Here is a 16,321-nt window from a genome sequence, read left to right on the forward strand (position 1 = left end):
AGCACGGTACCGGTCGTTCCGGCGGCTCCCGGCGGCCCGGTCCGTCGCAGCGCGAACGGCCCTGACATGCGCATTGGAACAGGTGTACGATCGGACGTCCGGGTCGTTCCGGGTCGAGTCTTCACGGCTTGTCGCAAAGGGGGGCGGCCCGTACCCTTTGGAATTGCCCAGCAGTGAGACGGCGAAGCCTGGAGGGAGGGTCGAAGCGGGAAAAATCCCCCCAAAGCTCGCCACCCTCCGTGGTGGGCAACGGACGCAGGGTCGCCGACGCTGCGCCTAGTGAGCACCATCCCGCCAGGCTTGCCTACTGCACCGCCGCGGCTTCGCCGGCCGCGACATGGGGAGGTTCCAGTGATCGCCATCGAGCTCATGGAGACGACGACATCCGCCGTCAGCCACGCGCTCCACACCCTGGCGTCGACTCCACTCGCCGAGCCGGCGCCCAAGGGCATCGACACCAACAACATCGTCACCTTCTTCGCCAGCAAGATCGCTCCGATCCTGCTGGCCGTGCTCGGCGTCATCTTCATCGGCCGGGCCAGCCGCGGTGAGATCTCCAAGGTGCTGACCAGCTCCGCCATCGCGATCGTCGGGCTGGCCTTCATCGCCGGGGCGGCGACACTCTTCTTCATCGGTGACTACCTGATCGACCTGATCTTCGAATAGGCGCGGGCAAATGCGGCTGCGCACCGACGACGACATCTACCGGGCCCGCCTGGTCTACCTCGGGCCGCCCGGCTACACCCTGCCCGTGCACCTGCCGTACGCCCAGTACGGCCTGTTCATGCTGCTCGTACCCCTCTACATGTTCATCCACTGGCTGTTCACGCTGCGGGTCGAACTCTTCCCGGCCTGGGAGATCGCCCTCGCCATCGTGAGCACCTCGTTCATCTTCCGGTACGTCGACCCGGACCGGCCCGCGCGCATGGTGATCCGTACCGCGCTGACCGACTGGCGACGCACCCGGGAGTCGGCCGTCGAGCAGCGCGACCCGCGCATGGTGGCGAGCCGGATCAGGATCCGGGAGGAACTGGCATGACCGGGCGTACACCGATCGGGCGGTCGCGGCACTCGGGTGAGGCGGTGGCATGAGCCGCTCTTCCACGCCGGGTTCCCCGGCAGGACGCCACACCGCACCGCAGGGTAACCGTGCGCGCTCGTTCGACTACCCTGCGGGCGAGGAGCTGGATGAGGTCGCCCTCGACCCGGCGCTCGCCACCACGCCCGGTCACGGCCGGGTCGGGGTCTTCCAGGCGCCACGCCCCGCACCGGGACGCCCGGCCGCACCGGAGCCGCCCGCGCCGGTGGTCGCCGAGAACGCGGACATCGACTCCCCGTTCCTCGACCTGTTCGGCGGCGCCCACCCGGGGGCGTCCCGGCCCGCGCTGCCGGCCCCGCCCCGACCGACCGGCCGGGACCTGCCCGCGATCCCCCACCAGCAGGCGGCCGCCGTGCCGCCGCCCGCTCGCGCGGAGGCGCAGCCGGCCCTCGTCGAGCGGTCCCCCTCGCCGGTCGCGCGCACCCCGGCACCCGCCCCGCAGAGCCGGGCCAGGGTCCCCCAGCAGCCGGTTGACCGGCTCCCGGCGGTCCGTCCCGCCGCGGGCCCCGATCTGCCCCCGCCACCGCCCCAGGTCACCCAGGTCACCGACCCCGACGACGAGACGTACGGCTGGCGCGACGTCGCGCCGCCCGCCGTCCGGGAGCCGGAGCGGCCCCCGCACCGGGTGCCCGAACCGGGCCGGGCCGAACCGCACCGGGAACCGGAGCGGGCGACCCGCCACGCGCCCGAGCCGGCACCGGCTCCGGCCAGCCGGGAGGCCCCGGCGCTTGCCAGCCGGGAGGCCACGCCGCCCCGCCAGCGCACGGTCGACCGGCCAGGCAAGCCTTCCCGGCCCGACAAGGCCGGGAAGGCCGCGAAACCGGCCAAGCAGGCCAAGCCGGTCCGGGCACCGAAGATCAAGTTCGGCGACCGGGACCCGTCGGTCGAACTGGCCATCACGGAGATCGCCGGCCACCTGACGTTCACCCCCAACACCGTCACCGCCTGGTACTGGCTGCCCGAGGTGCGCTGGGCGTTCCGGCCGGACGCCGAACGGGAGGCGCTGCTCGCCGCCATCTCCGAGCAGTACGCCGGGCTCGCCGGATTCCGGCTGCACCTGCGCCGCACCACCCGGCCCTTCCCGGCCGACGAGTGGGCCCGCACCATCGACGCGCACACCACGGCCCCGCTGCCCGACGTGCCGGGCACCGCCGGCTGGGGCGACCACCTGGTGGCGGCCCAGCGGCACCTGCTCTCCGTCAACCACGCCGAGGGGCAGACCTACCTCGGCGTCACCTTCGCCCGGCGCTCCCTAGGCGACTCGCTCACCGAGCGACTGCTGCGCACCTTCGGCCGGGGCGTCGCCGAAGGCGAGCGCCGCAAGCTCGGCCGCACCGTCGAACAGTTCGACGAGGTGCTGGGCGCGTTCGGCATGCGCGGGCGGCGGGTGACCGCGCAGGAGCTTGAGTGGTTGCTCTACCGCTCGGTCGCGCTGTGCATGGCCCCACCCGGCACCCTCTCCCCCATCACCAACGGCCGGTGGGAGCACGGAGACCTGCTCGCCCTCACCGAGCAGGTCGAGCGCTACCGCACCCCGTACGGGTCGACGGTGAAGCTGGTCAACCGGATGACTGGCGAGGAGCGGCACGTGGCCGTACTCGCGGTCGGCCGGATGGAGCCGTTGGAGATCCCCGAGCGGCACGAGCCCTGGCTGCACTTCCACGAGCGGCTGCCCTGGCCGATGGAGATCTCCACCCGGGTCGACATCCTCGGCTCCGGTGACTCGTTCCGCAACCTTGAGCACCGGCTGCGGATGATCCGCTCACAGCAGCTCGACTACGCCGAACACGGCATCGACGCCCCGCCCGAGCTGGAGCGACTGGCCAAGCGGGCGCTGGTGATCGGCGACGAGATGACCACCGGCCTGCCGGTGGACTCCGCTCGGGCGCACGGCTGGCACCGAATCGCGGTCGGCGGCCGGACCCGGGAGGAGTGCCTGGAACGGGCCCGCCGGCTGATTCAGCTCTACTCCCGGGAGCTGCGCGTCTCGCTGCAACACCCGAAGAACCAGGACTGGCTGGCCCGGGAGTTCATCCCCGGCGAGCCGATCGCCAACACCGGGTACGTCCGCCGGATGCCGGTCAACCTGCTCGCCGCCGCGCTGCCACAGGCCGCGTCGACGGTGGGCGACCGGCGCGGCGACCTCATCGGGCGGACCGCCGGCACCTGCCGCCGGCCGGTCTTCCTCGACATGCACTTCCCGATGGAGGTGCGGGAACGCTCCGGACTCGCGGTCTTCGTCGCCGAGCCGGGCGGCGGCAAGTCGACGCTGCTCGGCGCGCTGGGCTACCTCGCCGCCCGGCGCGGGGTGCAGGTGACCCTGCTCGACCCGTCCGGGCCACTGGCCCGGCTGTGCAACATGCCGGAGCTGCGGCCGTACTCGCGGGTGCTCAACCTGACCGGCTCCGAGCAGGGGACGCTGGCACCGTACGCGCTCATCCCGACGCCGCTACGCAGCGAGTTCAGCACCGGCGCGACCGGCGACCGGGAGTTCGCGATCGCGATCTCCAACGCCCGCGCCGAGCGCCGCATGCTGGTACAGGACATCTGCATGATGCTGGTGCCGCCGCAGGTGGCCCGGGAGGCGTCCACCGCCACCCTGTTCCGGCACGCCGTGCGCCAGGTGCCGGCAGAGGAGACGTCCACCCTGGACGACGTGGTCGCCTGTCTGGGTCAGCTCGACGCCGACGCCGGCAAGGAACTGGCCAACCTGCTGCTGGACACGGCCGAGATGCCGCTGGCCATGCTCTTCTTCGGTCGCCCGCCGGAGGGGCTGCTCGGGGCCGACGCGGCGCTCACCGTGATCACCATGGCCGGGCTGCGGCTGCCCGACCTCAAGATCGAACGGGAGTACTGGTCGGCCGAGGAGGCCCTCGCGCTGCCCATGCTGCACACCGCCCACCGGCTGGCGGTACGCCGCTGCTACGGCGGTTCGATGTCGTCCCGGAAACTGGTCGGCCTGGACGAGGCGCACTTCATGGAGGGTTGGCGCTCCGGCCGATCCTTCCTGGTCCGCCTCGCCCGGGACTCCCGCAAGTGGAACCTCGCCGCCCTGGTCGCTTCGCAGAACCCGCGGGACATCCTCGGCCTCGACGTCCAGAACCTCGTCTCCACCGTCTTCGTCGGCCGGATCGCCGAGGACGCCGAGATCGCCTCCGAGGCGCTTCGGTTGCTCCGCGTCCCGGTCAACGACGGGTACGAGGCCACCCTCGCCTCGCTGTCGACCGCGGACGCCACCTCGGCCGTCCGGCTCGGCTTCCGCGAGTTCGTCATGCGCGACGTCGACGGGCGGGTGCAGAAGGTCCGGGTGGACGTGTCGTACGTCGACGGGCTGCTGGATCACCTGGACACCACCCCCGCCGCAGTCGCCGCGGCGGCTGGGCAACTGCCGACCAATCTTCCGGACCTGGAGGCGTGACATGGCGAGGGTGCGGGCCCGGTTAGCGGCGTTCCTGCTCGCGCTCGGCGTACTCGCCGGGGCCACCGTCGCCTGGCCGGTGGTGGGCGGCGACCCGGCGTACGCCGCCCCGCCGACGACCCAGGCCCGCGCGGATCTGTGCACCACCCAGGAGTGGCAGGCCGACTTCCGCACCTGCGTCGGCAAGCTGACCGAGGTCAGCAAAGACCAGGTCAAGTGCCGCAATGCACCGGTCCCTGCGGCACCCGACTCCGGGCTCGCCGGCTGGTTCGCCGCCCGTCCGGACTCCGCCAAGCTGCCCGGCCCGAAGGGCCTCTACAGCGACTACGGGTACGCGGGATACAGCTACCCGACGTACGACATCCCGGGCGGCTGCGCCTCCGCGGTCATTCACCCGGACTACAAGTTCACCACTACCGTGGCGAACGGCGAGTTCATGATCGCCACCGCCATCATCGGCGGCTCGAACGCTCTGCGAGAACGGGCCTGGGACCCCCGGTCGATGTGGGGCTGGGCCGACCCGCTGGTCGAGCAGGCCACCAAGGCCGTCTACCAGAAGGTGTTCAGCGTCTTCGGCATCGTCACGCTGTGCGTGGTGGGCCTCTACCTGCTCTGGCGCTCCCGCCAGTCGGACATGAGCAACGCCATGACCACTGCGGGCTGGGCCCTGCTGGTGATGGTGGCTGTTACGGCCCTGGCCGCCTGGCCGGTCAAGTCCGCGAACATCGCCGACGGCACGCTCGTCACCACCCTCGGCGTCGTCCACGACGCGGTCGGGCCCGCGACCAGAGACACCCCGCCTGATCAGTGCGACGACCCCAACCCCGACGCTTGTAAGGACAACCGTCCCCCTGCCGTCCGGGCCAGTGACACCGCCACCGAGTCCATGCTCTACCGGAACTGGTTGCGCGGAGTGCTCGGATCGGCCGACAGCGAGACGGCCAAGAAGTACGGCCCAGTGCTCTACGACGCGAAGTCGATCTCCTGGGAGGAGGCGGAGAAGCTCCGGTCCAATCCGAAGACGCGCGAGGCGACCCTCGACGCCAAACAGCAACAGTGGGCGCGGGTCGCGCAGCAGATCAAGGACGAGGACCCGGAGGCGTACGAGTACCTCCAGGGCGTCCGGGACATGGACCGGGTCGGTTCCGGTTTCATCGCAGTGCTCGCCGCGCTGCTCTTCGCGATGTTCGACCTCACCGCCTCGCTGCTGGTCCTACTGGGCTTCCTCATCTTCCGGTGGGCGGTGATCGCGGCCCCGATCCTGGGCACCGTGGGCCTGATGCGTCCGGCGAGCGCCGGACTGCGGCGGCTGGCCAACGCCGTCGTCGCAGCGGTGTTCAACATCGCCATCTTCGGCACCGGGGCCGCCATCTACCTCTTCGCCGTGGACCTGATCATGAGCACGGCTACCCTGCCAGGCTGGCTCCAGGTGGTGCTGGTGTGGCTCTGCGGGGTGGTCGGCTGGCTGCTGCTGCGCCCGTACCGTCGGATCACCCAGCTCGGCGGCAAGGACAGCAGCGAGGCCGTCAGCTCGGCCGGCTCGTGGCATCGTCGGTTCTTCCGGGACATGCGCACCGCCGCACGGTTGGACGTGGCCGAGCCGGGCGGCACCGCCGAGCCGGCCCTGGCCCGGCGACGAGGCGTGGGGCTGGAGCAGCGCAGCCTCCGACCGGAGGCCCGTCACGAGGATCCGAGCCAGGCCAAGGTCGCCACCACCACCACCACCGGCACCGGCACGGCAAGCGAGCGGCAGCGGCCGGACGGCAGCGACCGCTCGGATGAGGCCACCTCCCCCGAGCAGCGGGACACCGCGCGTCCCGCCGCGCCCCAGCCCCGGCGTCGCCAGCCAGCGACCTGGACCGAGCCGGACGTGCCCGAGGAAAACCCGTCCTTCGTCATTTACCGTCCCGGCTCCACCAAGCCCGCGACCTCGCGGCCCACCGCACCGCGGATCCGCACCGAGGCGCGGTGAGTGTGATGCGACGGGCGATTGAATTCCTGTTCACGAAGGCGCTGCGGTCCCGGCTGGGCATCGCGTTGGCCATCGGCGTCCTCGTGGTCGGCGTTCTCGGAGCGGCCCGGCTCTTCTCCGACTCGGTGGGCCCGGCGACAGGCCTGAGCAACCGACCGAGTGAGCCGATCACCACAGTCGACCCGACTGCCGGTGACGACGGCGTGGTCGGGAGCACCACGCCCCCGTCACCAGCGACCCGTCCCGGTGCGCCGCGGCCCGAGCAGATCGCGGACAGGTTCACCGCCGCCTGGCTCGGCGGTCGCGACGGCGGGGCCGACGAATGGCATGCCGCCCTACGCCCGCTCTCCACGCCGGAACTGACCGAGGAACTCGCCGGTGCCGATCCGGCGGGGGTCCCTGCGGAGCGGACGACCGGAGAACCGAGCCTCCAGCCCCGGACGGAGCGCTTCGTGGAGGTGTTGGTGCCGCTCGACTCGGGGCGTCTACGGCTGGAGCTCGTGGCCCCGGACGGGCAGTGGCTGGTCGACGCTGTGGACTGGGAGCGGACATGAGCGATCACCAAGGCGGGGCCCCGCGCCGCCGGCAACTGCGCGTCGGCGCTCTGGCCGCCGCGCTGACCGCGGCCCTCACGCTGCTCTGCTGCACCGGCGGCACGGCGGCGTTCTTCCTCACCGAACTGAGCGGCGGTGGGGACGACCTCTCCCCCGAGGCCCGGTCCGGCTGCGGACGGACGCACCAGGTCAACGTCTCAGGAAAGATGCCGCGGTTCGCCCAGTACGGGGACAGCCAGATCCGCAACGCCGCCGTCATCATCAAGGTCGGCTCCGACATGAAGGTTCCGCCCCGGGGATGGGTCGTCGCGATCGCCACCGCCATGCAGGAGTCCGGTCTGCGCAACTTGCCCCACCTCGGCAGCCGCAACGACCACGACTCGGTGGGCCTCTTCCAGCAACGCCCAAGCCAGGGCTGGGGCTCACCGGAGCAGTTGCAGGACCCGGCCTACACGTCCCGGAAGTTCTACGAGAAGCTGGTGAAGGTCCCCAACTGGGAGCAGATGCCACTGACCCGAGCCGCCCAGCGGGTGCAGGTCAGCGCCTTCCCGGATGCCTACGCCAAGCACGAGGAACTGGCCAGCAAGATTGTGGACGCGCTCGCCGGGGGCGCAGCCCGCACGGTGCAGGTTGCGAAGAAGAACATCTGCAACGCGGCCACCCGGGGCCAGATCGCCGCCTCGGGCTGGACCGCGCCGATTCCCGGCGGCGTCGGGTCCGGGTTCCGGACCGGGAGACGTCCCAGCCACAACGGCGTGGACATCGGCGCGCCGAAGCACACCCTGATCCGCGCCGCCGCCACGGGCCGGGTGCTGGTAGCCCGCTGCGACCCCGACCACCGCGGCAGCCGGAGCTGCGACGTGGACGGTTGGCCGGGCAAGGGCGGGTGCGGCTGGTTCGTCGACATGCTGCACGCCGGCGGTTACGTCACCCGGTACTGCCACATGATCGTCAAGCCCCGAGTCGTCCCCGGTCAACTCGTGAAGGCCGGCGAGGTGATCGGGGAGGTCGGTACCAGCGGTAACTCCTCCGGGCCACACCTGCACTTCGAGGTGCACCTCGACGGGGATCGGTCCAGCCGGGGCGCCGTCAACCCGGTGTCGTTCATGCGGGACCGGGGCGCGCCGCTGAACGGCAAGGCGTAAGGCCCCGGGACGCATGACCGGACCATTCCCCGACCCCTTCGCCGACCAACCCGACTGGGCCCCCCTGCCACCCCGGCCGATCGAGATCGTGCCCGCGACCGTCCGGGTCGACCTGCGCGGCCAGCGGGTCCTGATCGGACTACCGGGCCTCGGTTGGCGCGGTGACCTGCGTGCCGACGAGCGGGTGGTGCAGAACAGCCGCACCTACGTACCGGTCATTCTAGAGCAGGAGTGGTATCGCGCCGAGTCCGAGCAGGTCGAGGTGTTCGCCCCACTCGTGCCGGTCGAGCGGGTCTGGGTAGAGGCCGTCGGAACCCGGCCGGGCGGCGGAGCACCCCAGGAATCCGGTGTCCACCTGGTGTCCCTGGACGCGCCGACCCACCGCGCGCCGACCCCGGTGTTCGATGCCGGCGTTGTCACCGGGCGGCGAGTCGTGCACGTCACGGACACCGGCGAGCAACGGGACCTGCGTGCGGTGACCGAGACCTACTCGGGCACGGACGGAGACATCTGCGTGCGGGTCACTCCGGAGTTGGAGTGGTACCGCTGGGCCTGGCGAGGGCAGCCCCCGACGACCCTGGAGGTCCCGGTCCACCTGCTCTGGATCGAGTGATCCCTAGCCTGTCTTGCGCCCGCTGCAGACTCGCCAGTCCTCCCGTTCTTGTGTTACTTCGAACATCCAGTTCTCTCGGCGGCTGCTGCGTGGTTGGCCATCCGCTGAGCTTGAGATAGTCAGCGTCGTCTGAACTGACTCTCCGCCAGCCCGCTCCGATCGCTGCAAGGCACCCCAGCTGACTCGGACATCGACGCCATAGCCGGCTTCACGTTGTTCGATCTCATCACGGAGGTTCTTCATGGCCTCGACGGTGGTTCCCGAGCATGTGAATTGTTCGGCTCTGACATCGTTGCGGTCCACCAGGAAGGCGCGCAGGTAGTTGTCGACCACCACGTCGGGGGCGCTGCGGTCCGGGGTGGTGGCGCGTTCGTACAGGACGAAGGCGGTCGCCACGCCTCCGAGCATAAGCAGGCCGACCACCCCGGCGATCACGGTAAGAACGGTGCGCAACCGACGCGGCGGACGGACCGGGGCCGGCGCCCCGGACGGGGGCGCCAGTTGCTCCGGCGGGGTCCGTTGCGCCGGTACGCGGGAGACCTGGGAACCGGCGGAGGGCTGCACTGATTCCACACCTTGAGGCTATCGGCTGGACGCCTCGTACCCAATGCCCCAGACGCCACCGATCATGACCGGGGCACGACTGGCCCGGCCCGCCGCGCGCCCGATCGCCGAGGACGGGGACGTGGCCGCGCCGTGATCAGGGGACCGGTGCTCTCGACGCGAGAAGCCGCCCTGCACTACCACCACCGGGAAGCCCTCGTGCCGGTAATCACCCGGCACGTGGGCGCAGCGCCGTGGCGCATCCCGGAGGGGGGCGCCGACCTGGGATACGGTCACTGCGGGGAGGGGTTGCCAGCCTCGGGAAGAGGGGTGGACGCGGTGGCCGGTCCGAGGACACGCACAAACCGCGCCGCTGCCCTGCACCGGAGGGCGGAGGCGACGGCCACCGCAGCGGCCGGCATTCTGGACGAGACCCGGCCCGCGCCGGCCGACCAGCGCCGGCAGTACGAGCTCGCGGACCGGCTCCGTAGCACGGCGGCCCTGCTGGCGCCCGGCTGGGCCGGGGAACCACTGGAGACGGTCGCCGCGGAGGCTCCCTCGGGCGAGGGGCCACCGGCTTTCGTCCGGGTCGGCACCGCCGCCCCGCTGGAGGACGCGCGCTTCCCCGCGCTGGTGCCGCTGCTCGGAACCGGGCACTTGGCGATCGACACCGACGTTCGTGACCCGCGGGTGGCCGGGCTGCTCCGGGCGATCCTGCTTCGACTGCTCGCGGCGACGCCCGCCGGCTGCCTGCTGGTCCGCGCCGTCGACGCGGTCCGCACCAGCGACGCCATTCGCACCAATGCGAGTGCCGGGCCGGCCGGAGCGCTGCCCGACACCTTCGCGCCGTTCGCGGCGCTCGCGGACGCCGGGCTGCTGCCCCCGCCGGCGGTGGACGTCGCCGGACTGCGGGCGGTACTCACCGAGGCGGAACAGTGGGTGGCTCCGGGCACCGGCCGACCTCGCCGCCACGACCGTACGCTGCTGCTGGTCGTCGCCGCGCTGCCCGAGCTGACCGGGCCGACCGACCTGGGGCGGATCGAGGCGCTGGCCGAGCAGGGACGCGCCGCCGGGCTGCACCTCGTCGTGGCGGGTTGGCCCCCGGCCGGGCCGTACGCGACCCGCGCCCCCCTGCCGCAGGCCACCCCGTTGTCCGTACGCAACGCGTACTCGCTGTTGGGCGATCCTCCCGGCACCTCGTTCGCCGGCCCGGGCGCGGAGCCGCCCGGAGGGCTCAACTCGCCCGTCTTCGTCGACGACGATCCACCCCCGGCACTGGTCGACGAGGTCTGCCGACGGCTCGCCGAGGAGGTGGAGGCCGGCTCCCGGCTCAGCCTGGCCGACCTGCTCCCCGACCCGGACGAGCCACTGTGCACGGCCAGTTCGACGGAGGGGATCGCCACCACTGTCGGGGACGCCGGCGGCCGGCCGGTGACCGTCGGCTTCACCGAGCTGACCCCACACTGGCTGGTCAGCGGCCGGTCCGCCGCAGGCCGCGCCGCCTTCCTCACCAACGTGCTGCTCGGTCTCTCCGCCCGGTACGGCCCGGACGAGCTGGTCCTGCACCTGGCCGACCTCGGTGAGGGCGAGTCGTTCGCGGAGTTTCTCCAGACCGAGCGGGACCGGTCCTGGGTGCCCCAGGTCCGTACGGCGGGAATGGCCGCCGACCGGGAGTACGTGCTGGACCTCCTCGGTGAGCTGGCCGCGGAGGTCCAGCGTCGGGAGGAGGCCGGGCAGCGCGCCGGCGGCCAGCGGTTCACCGCCCTGCGGGAGCACCAGTCCCTGCCCCGCGTGGTGTGCGTGATCGACAACCTCCCGCTGCTCCTCGCGGACCGGGACCGGCTGGCCGCCGAGGCGACAGCCCGGTTGGACACCCTGGCGCGCTCGGGCCGGGCGTACGGGGTCCACCTGGTCCTGGCCGGGGAGGGGAACCTCGGGATCGCAAGTGGGCAGACGACCCGAGACTCGATGCTCGGGCAGTTTCCGGTGCGGGTGGCGCTGGCCGGCGGCGGCCCGGTGCTGGAGCCGAGCAACGACGCCGCCGCCGGCCTACCGGTGGGCAGCGCGGTGGTGAACACGGCGGGCGGGCTCGGCGGGCCCCGGGGCGCGACCCGGGGGCACGAACGGATGGTCCGGTTCCCCGACCCGCACGAGGTCCCGGAGAGCATCGCGGAGCTGCGGCACCGGCTCTGGGAGGCCCGGGCGGAGCGGTCCGCGCCCCCGGTCGTCTTCGCCGGCTGGGCGCGCCCACTCCTGCGCAACGACCCCCGCTACCGGGCAGCCTTCGCGGGTCGGGCCCGCGGCCCGGCCGCCCTGCTCGGCCGCGCGGTGGACCTGTCCCGGTCGACGGTGGCGGTGCCGATCGGCCCGGCCGCCGGCCGCAACATCGCAATCCTCGGCCCAGGGGTGGAGGCTGCCGCGCTGCTCGCGACCGCAGCCCGCAGCGTCGCCGCGCACCACCGGCCCGGCACGGGACGGTTCGTCGTGGCCACGCTCGGCGCCGATGCGGTGCCGGTGGCCGACGCGCTCGCCGCCGACCTCGCCGGCCAGCACCGGGTTGACCGGGTCGGCCTGCCGGGCCTGCTCGCCGCGCTGGACGCCGACGAGCCGGGCTACCTGGTGGTCTTCGGTCTCGACGGACCGGCCCCGCAGGAGCTGCCGCCGGACCGGCTGCGGGCCCTGCTGCGGGAGGGCCCCCCGTCCGGCCGGCACCTGCTCGGCTGGTGGCGCACGGTGCCGCCGTTCACGGCGGTCGTCCAGGCCGAGGACGAGGTCGACAAACTCGCTGCCGTCGTGGCGGTGGGCGTGCCGGGGACGCAGCTCACGGCGGTGTTCGGCCACCCGGTGCAGTGGCGTCCCCGCAAGAACCGGGCCGTGCTCTGGGACGGCCCGGACGAGCGGGGCATCCTCCTGGTGCCGTTCGCCGAATCCCCGGTGGGGTCCGTCCCCGGAAACGGAACCGACGCCGCGAACGGAACCGAACCCGCGAACAACGCCGGGGTCGACGCCGCGAACAACGCCGGAGGCGGGGACGCGCCCGAGGCCACCGGCAGGGCCGACGCCCCAGGGACCGGGGAGAGCGCATGAGCCGGGAGCCGACCAGCATCGCCGATGCGGCGACGGCTGCCGTCCCGGTCAGGCAGCGTTCCGGTGCCGATCCCGCGCCGCCCCGTCCCGCCGACGGCGCGACCGCCTGGACGGAGTACATCGCCGCAGCCCGGCAGCTCGACGGGGTGCGCCGGAGCGCGGCGACCGCCGCGACGGAGCAGGCCCGCGCGGTCCGGGCCGCCCGGGAGGAACTGACCGCGGTACGCGAGCGACTCGCCCCGCAGCGGTCCCGGCTGCGAGAGCTGGGCGTACCCCCGATGGTGCTGGTGCCGTCGCCGCCCGAGCTGACGGAGGCGGCCCGGAGCATGGTGGGTGGGCCGACGGCGGTGCTGGGCGCACTGCGGGCGGCCCGGGGCTGGGCGGACGCGGCGGACGGCGTGCTGGCCGCGCGCAGCCCGCTCCGCCCGGCGGCCTGGCCGCCGCAGGTCCGCAACCTGCTGGTGTACGGGCCGTTGGCGCTGGTCGTACCGCTGCTCCAGGTGGTGCTCTACCTGGCCACCGGCACCGGCCCAGCGAGCGTGGTCGCGTTGGTCTGTGGGGTGCCGATGCCGGTGGCTGCCTTCGTCGCCGGCTGGCTCGCCGTCGGCCGGCTGTTCGACGGGCCGACCGGTCCTGCGGCGGCCGGGGAAGCCACCCGCCGGACATCGAGCCCGGTTACGCCCGGCGGCCCGGCGGAGTCCGCCCCGGGTGTCCCGGTGGTTGCCGGCAACCGTGGTCGGGTGGACCCGACGGGCGTGTCGTTGGCGGCGGTCCGCGCGTCAGGCGGTCGGACCGGTGGGGACGGTGCCGTGGGCGATCCGGCGGCGATGGCCGTCGGGGCGGTGCCGAACCTGGAGACCGGTGGTCGAGTGGACCGGACCCCCCGGTGGGGTGCCCTGGTCTGCCTCGTCCCGGCGGTGTCGACCACGGCGGGACTCGTTCTGGCGATGCTGGCCGGCTGACCCGCCCGCCGGGCCGGACGTGGCGCGCCCGTGCGGGCCCATCCCGTCCTGGGCGGACTGCGTGAGGTCCAGCGACCCGGCGTCGTCCGCTGGGGAATCCCGCGGTCAGCGGTGGATGATCAACGCCATCGCCTCGGCCCGGGACTTCGCGTCGTGCTGGAGCGTGCCGCGCACCGCCGAGGTGATCGTCTTCGCCCCGGACTTCTGGATGCCGCGCATCGCCATGCACATGTGCTCGCACTCGAGCACCACCACGACGCCGCGCGGGGCCAGCTTGCTCATCAGCAGGTCGGCGATCTGCGAGGTGAGCCGCTCCTGCACCTGGGGACGGCGGGCGAAGACCTCGACCAGCCGGGCCAGCTTGGACAGGCCGGTGATCCGGCCGTCCGTTCCGGGGATGTAGCCGATGTGGGCGCTGCCCCGGAACGGGAGCAGGTGGTGCTCGCACAGGCTCATCACGTCGATGTCCCGGACGAGCACCAACTCCTCGTGGTTGGCCTCGAAGGTGGTGCTGAGCACCTGCGCCGGGTCGACCCGCAGGCCGGCGAAGAGCTCGGCGTACGCGCGGGCGACCCGGGCCGGCGTCTTGACGAGCCCGTCGCGGTCGGGGTCTTCCCCGACCGCGATCAGGATCTCGCGTACCGCCTTCTCGATCCGAACCAGGTCGACGGCCTCCTCGACCGGGCGCCCGGTCAACCTTCCGTTGACCAGGCGCGCGGCGAGGTAGTCCAGCCCGTCGGTGTCGGGCTCGGTCGACGAGGCTCCCTGGGTGGGGACCTCGGGACCGACCCCCGAGTCGGTACTCAGTGCATACCGTCCGAGTTGTTCGAGCTGGGCGTGCCGCCGCCGACGGACGCGCCGTCGGCCTGGGCCTGCGCCTTGAGCGCGTCCTTCTCGGTCGGGGTGAGCACCGGGGGCTCGGTGGAGGGTAGACGCTTGCCGAAGCCGTTGTACGGGGCCATCGGCGGGCGCTTCACCACCCGCCCAGCGATCCGGGCCATGTCGGCCGTGGAGAGGGTCTCCTTCTCGATCAACTCGAGCACGATGCTGTCCAGGACGTCCCGGTATTCCACCAGGATCTCCCAGGCCTCGTCGTGGGCCAGCTCGATGAGCGCCCGCATCTCGTTGTCGATCTCGGCGGCCACCGTGTCGGAGTAGTCCCGCTCGTGGCCCATGTTGCGGCCGAGGAACGGCTCGTCCCCGCTGGTGCCGTACTTGATCGCGCCGAGCTTGGAGCTCATGCCGTACTGGGTGATCATCGCGCGGGCCAGCCCGGTGGCCTTCTCGATGTCGTTGCCGGCGCCGGTGGTCGGCTCGTGAAACACCAGTTCCTCGGCGGCCCGGCCGCCCAGCGCGTACGCCAGGGTGTCGATCATCTCGGCACGGGTCTGGGTGTACTTGTCCTCGGTCGGCAGCACCAGGGTGTGGCCCAGGGAGCGGCCACGGGACAGGATCGTCACCTTGTGCACCGGCGCGGCGTGCGGCAGCGCCCAGGCGACCAGCGCGTGCCCGGCCTCGTGGTACGCGGTGATCTTCTTCTCCTGGTCGCCCATCACCCGGGTCCGACGCTGCGGACCGGCGATCACCCGGTCGATCGACTCCTCCAGGGAGTCGTTGTTGATCGCCCGCTCGTCCTTGCGGGCGGTGAGCAGCGCGGACTCGTTGATCACGTTGGCCAGGTCGGCGCCGCTGAAGCCGGGGGTCCGCCGGGCCACCGCGTCGAGGTCGACGTCGGGGGCGAACGGCTTGCCCTTGGCGTGCACCCGCAGGATCGCCTTGCGGCCCTCCATGTCGGGGGCGTCCACCGGGATCTGCCGGTCGAAGCGGCCCGGGCGCAGCAGCGCCGGGTCGAGGATGTCCGGCCGGTTGGTGGCGGCGATCAGAATGACCCCGCCCTTGGTGTCGAAGCCGTCCATCTCGACGAGCAGCTGGTTGAGCGTCTGCTCGCGCTCGTCGTGGCCGCCGCCCATGCCGGCGCCGCGGTGGCGACCGACGGCGTCGATCTCGTCGACGAAGACGATCGCCGGGGCGTTCGTCTTGGCCTGTTCGAACAGGTCGCGGACCCGGCTGGCGCCGACACCGACGAACATCTCGACGAAGTCGGAGCCGGAGATCGAGTAGAACGGCACCCCGGCCTCGCCGGCGACGGCGCGGGCGAGAAGCGTCTTACCCGTGCCGGGCGGGCCGAAGAGCAGCACACCCTTCGGGATCTTGGCGCCCAGAGCCTGGTACTTCGCCGGGTTCTGCAGGAAGTCCTTGATTTCGTGCAGCTCCTCGACGGCCTCCTCGGCACCCGCGACGTCCGCGAAGGTCGTCTTCGGGGTGTCCTTGGTGATCATCTTCGCCTTGGACTTGCCGAAGTTGAGCACCCGGGAGCCGCCGCCCTGCATCTGCGACATGAAGAACAGCAGCAGGAGCACGAGCAGCGCGATGGGGAGCAGGTTGACCAGCAGGCTCACCCAGATGCTGTCGGACGACACCTTGGTGTCGGCCGGTCCGGTGACCCGGTTGGCCGCCTTGGCGTCGAGGACCTCGTTCCAGACCTGGCCGCCCACCTCGTACGGGAACTGGGCCTCGATCCGGTCGGTGTCGGTGTCACCGAACTTGGTCTTGTTCTCCAGGTCGAGTTGGAGCGTCTGCTCCTTGTCCTGGAAGACCGCCTTCTTGATCTTCGCGGTATGCAGCTGATCGAGCGCAACGGAAGTGTCCACGCGGTGGTAGCTGGGACCAGCGGTGAACAGCTGACTGAGCACAACGGCGCCGAGGATGACCAGGATGATCCAGACCACCGGTCGGCGGAAGAAACGCGTACGTTCCATGCTGTCGTCGAGCGCCGAGACGCCCGCATCCTCCTGATCGACGTCCTGACCGTCTGAATGACTTGTCGCCGCCGAGGCGGCAGTCGGAGCCGCCGTGCGGGCCGGCCTC

The 16,321-nt window shown here is 72.3% G+C and carries 13 protein-coding genes; 10 read left to right on the forward strand and 3 right to left on the reverse strand.

Translation table 11 applies throughout. The features are described 5' to 3' along the window. Positions 1-351 precede the first annotated feature (351 nt). The 7 genes from ACQPZO_RS28910 to ACQPZO_RS28940 are packed head-to-tail and all read left to right on the forward strand — an operon-like array spanning position 352 to position 8,801. Positions 352-666, forward strand: a complete 315-nt coding sequence (locus ACQPZO_RS28910; RefSeq protein WP_350881380.1) for a hypothetical protein — start codon at positions 352-354, stop codon at positions 664-666. A 10-nt stretch (positions 667-676) separates the two neighbouring features. Next, positions 677-1,039, forward strand: a complete 363-nt coding sequence (locus tag ACQPZO_RS28915; RefSeq protein WP_350881378.1) for a hypothetical protein — start codon at positions 677-679, stop codon at positions 1,037-1,039. Positions 1,040-1,088: 49 nt separating this feature from the next. Next, positions 1,089-4,517, forward strand: a complete 3,429-nt coding sequence (locus ACQPZO_RS28920) for an ATP-binding protein (RefSeq protein ID WP_433345172.1) — start codon at positions 1,089-1,091, stop codon at positions 4,515-4,517. Position 4,518: 1 nt separating this feature from the next. Further along, positions 4,519-6,489 (forward strand): MFS transporter, encoded by a 1,971-nt coding sequence (locus ACQPZO_RS28925; RefSeq protein ID WP_433345174.1) that lies wholly within the window; start codon positions 4,519-4,521, stop codon positions 6,487-6,489. Continuing rightward, entirely contained in the window at positions 6,486-7,043 is a 558-nt protein-coding gene (locus ACQPZO_RS28930; RefSeq protein WP_433345176.1) for a hypothetical protein, read from the forward strand. The genes ACQPZO_RS28925 and ACQPZO_RS28930 overlap by 4 nt, the downstream gene beginning before the upstream one ends. After that, the gene (locus ACQPZO_RS28935) at positions 7,040-8,188 is read left to right on the forward strand and encodes a M23 family metallopeptidase (RefSeq protein ID WP_433345178.1); all 1,149 of its coding nucleotides are present in this window, start codon (positions 7,040-7,042) and stop codon (positions 8,186-8,188) included. The genes ACQPZO_RS28930 and ACQPZO_RS28935 overlap by 4 nt, the downstream gene beginning before the upstream one ends. 13 nt (positions 8,189-8,201) lie before the next feature. Next, positions 8,202-8,801 carry a hypothetical protein gene (locus tag ACQPZO_RS28940; protein ID WP_433345179.1) on the forward strand — a complete coding sequence of 200 codons (600 nt, stop codon included), beginning with the start codon at positions 8,202-8,204 and terminating at the stop codon, positions 8,799-8,801. Between the two features lie 3 nt (positions 8,802-8,804). On the opposite strand, the gene ACQPZO_RS28945 is transcribed toward ACQPZO_RS28940, so the two are convergent. Further along, on the reverse strand, positions 8,805-9,365 hold the full coding sequence (locus tag ACQPZO_RS28945) for a hypothetical protein (RefSeq protein ID WP_433351316.1): 561 nt from the start codon (positions 9,363-9,365) through the stop codon (positions 8,805-8,807). A 309-nt stretch (positions 9,366-9,674) separates the two neighbouring features. On the opposite strand from ACQPZO_RS28945, the gene ACQPZO_RS28950 reads away from it, so the two are divergent. Together ACQPZO_RS28950 and ACQPZO_RS28955 are read left to right on the forward strand one after the other, a co-directional pair. Further along, positions 9,675-12,431, forward strand: coding sequence for an FtsK/SpoIIIE domain-containing protein (locus tag ACQPZO_RS28950; RefSeq protein ID WP_433345181.1), 2,757 nt, complete (start codon positions 9,675-9,677; stop codon positions 12,429-12,431). Next, positions 12,428-13,393 carry a hypothetical protein gene (locus tag ACQPZO_RS28955; RefSeq protein ID WP_433345183.1) on the forward strand — a complete coding sequence of 322 codons (966 nt, stop codon included), beginning with the start codon at positions 12,428-12,430 and terminating at the stop codon, positions 13,391-13,393. The genes ACQPZO_RS28950 and ACQPZO_RS28955 overlap by 4 nt, the downstream gene beginning before the upstream one ends. Before the next feature lie 105 nt (positions 13,394-13,498). Here ACQPZO_RS28955 and folE read toward each other — a convergent pair whose 3' ends face one another. Then, entirely contained in the window at positions 13,499-14,125 is a 627-nt protein-coding gene (gene folE, locus ACQPZO_RS28960) for a GTP cyclohydrolase I FolE (RefSeq protein WP_433351318.1), read from the reverse strand. Between the two features lie 71 nt (positions 14,126-14,196). Next, positions 14,197-16,167: an ATP-dependent zinc metalloprotease FtsH gene (gene ftsH, locus ACQPZO_RS28965; protein ID WP_433351320.1), complete on the reverse strand. Its 1,971-nt coding sequence runs from the start codon at positions 16,165-16,167 to the stop codon at positions 14,197-14,199. Between ftsH and ACQPZO_RS28970 the strand changes: the two genes are divergently transcribed. Next, positions 16,072-16,269 carry a hypothetical protein gene (locus ACQPZO_RS28970; protein WP_387016076.1) on the forward strand — a complete coding sequence of 66 codons (198 nt, stop codon included), beginning with the start codon at positions 16,072-16,074 and terminating at the stop codon, positions 16,267-16,269. The two genes, ftsH and ACQPZO_RS28970, sit on opposite strands and share 96 nt — an antisense overlap. Positions 16,270-16,321 lie beyond the last annotated feature (52 nt).

The sequence above is a fragment of the Micromonospora sp. CA-111912 genome, assembly GCF_050948415.1.
Classification (GTDB): Bacteria; Actinomycetota; Actinomycetes; order Mycobacteriales; family Micromonosporaceae; genus Micromonospora.

Excerpts from the sequence above, each read along its gene's own strand:
- ACQPZO_RS28915 (WP_350881378.1), top strand. The coding sequence starts at position 677 with ATGCGGCTGCGCACCGACGACGACATCTACCGGGCCCGCCTGGTCTAC.
- ACQPZO_RS28970 (WP_387016076.1), top strand. The coding sequence starts at position 16,072 with ATGCAGCTGATCGAGCGCAACGGAAGTGTCCACGCGGTGGTAGCTGGG.
- ACQPZO_RS28940 (WP_433345179.1), top strand. The coding sequence starts at position 8,202 with ATGACCGGACCATTCCCCGACCCCTTCGCCGACCAACCCGACTGGGCC.
- ACQPZO_RS28920 (WP_433345172.1), top strand. The coding sequence starts at position 1,089 with ATGAGCCGCTCTTCCACGCCGGGTTCCCCGGCAGGACGCCACACCGCA.
- ACQPZO_RS28955 (WP_433345183.1), top strand. The coding sequence starts at position 12,428 with ATGAGCCGGGAGCCGACCAGCATCGCCGATGCGGCGACGGCTGCCGTC.
- ACQPZO_RS28925 (WP_433345174.1), top strand. The coding sequence starts at position 4,519 with ATGGCGAGGGTGCGGGCCCGGTTAGCGGCGTTCCTGCTCGCGCTCGGC.
- ACQPZO_RS28935 (WP_433345178.1), top strand. The coding sequence starts at position 7,040 with ATGAGCGATCACCAAGGCGGGGCCCCGCGCCGCCGGCAACTGCGCGTC.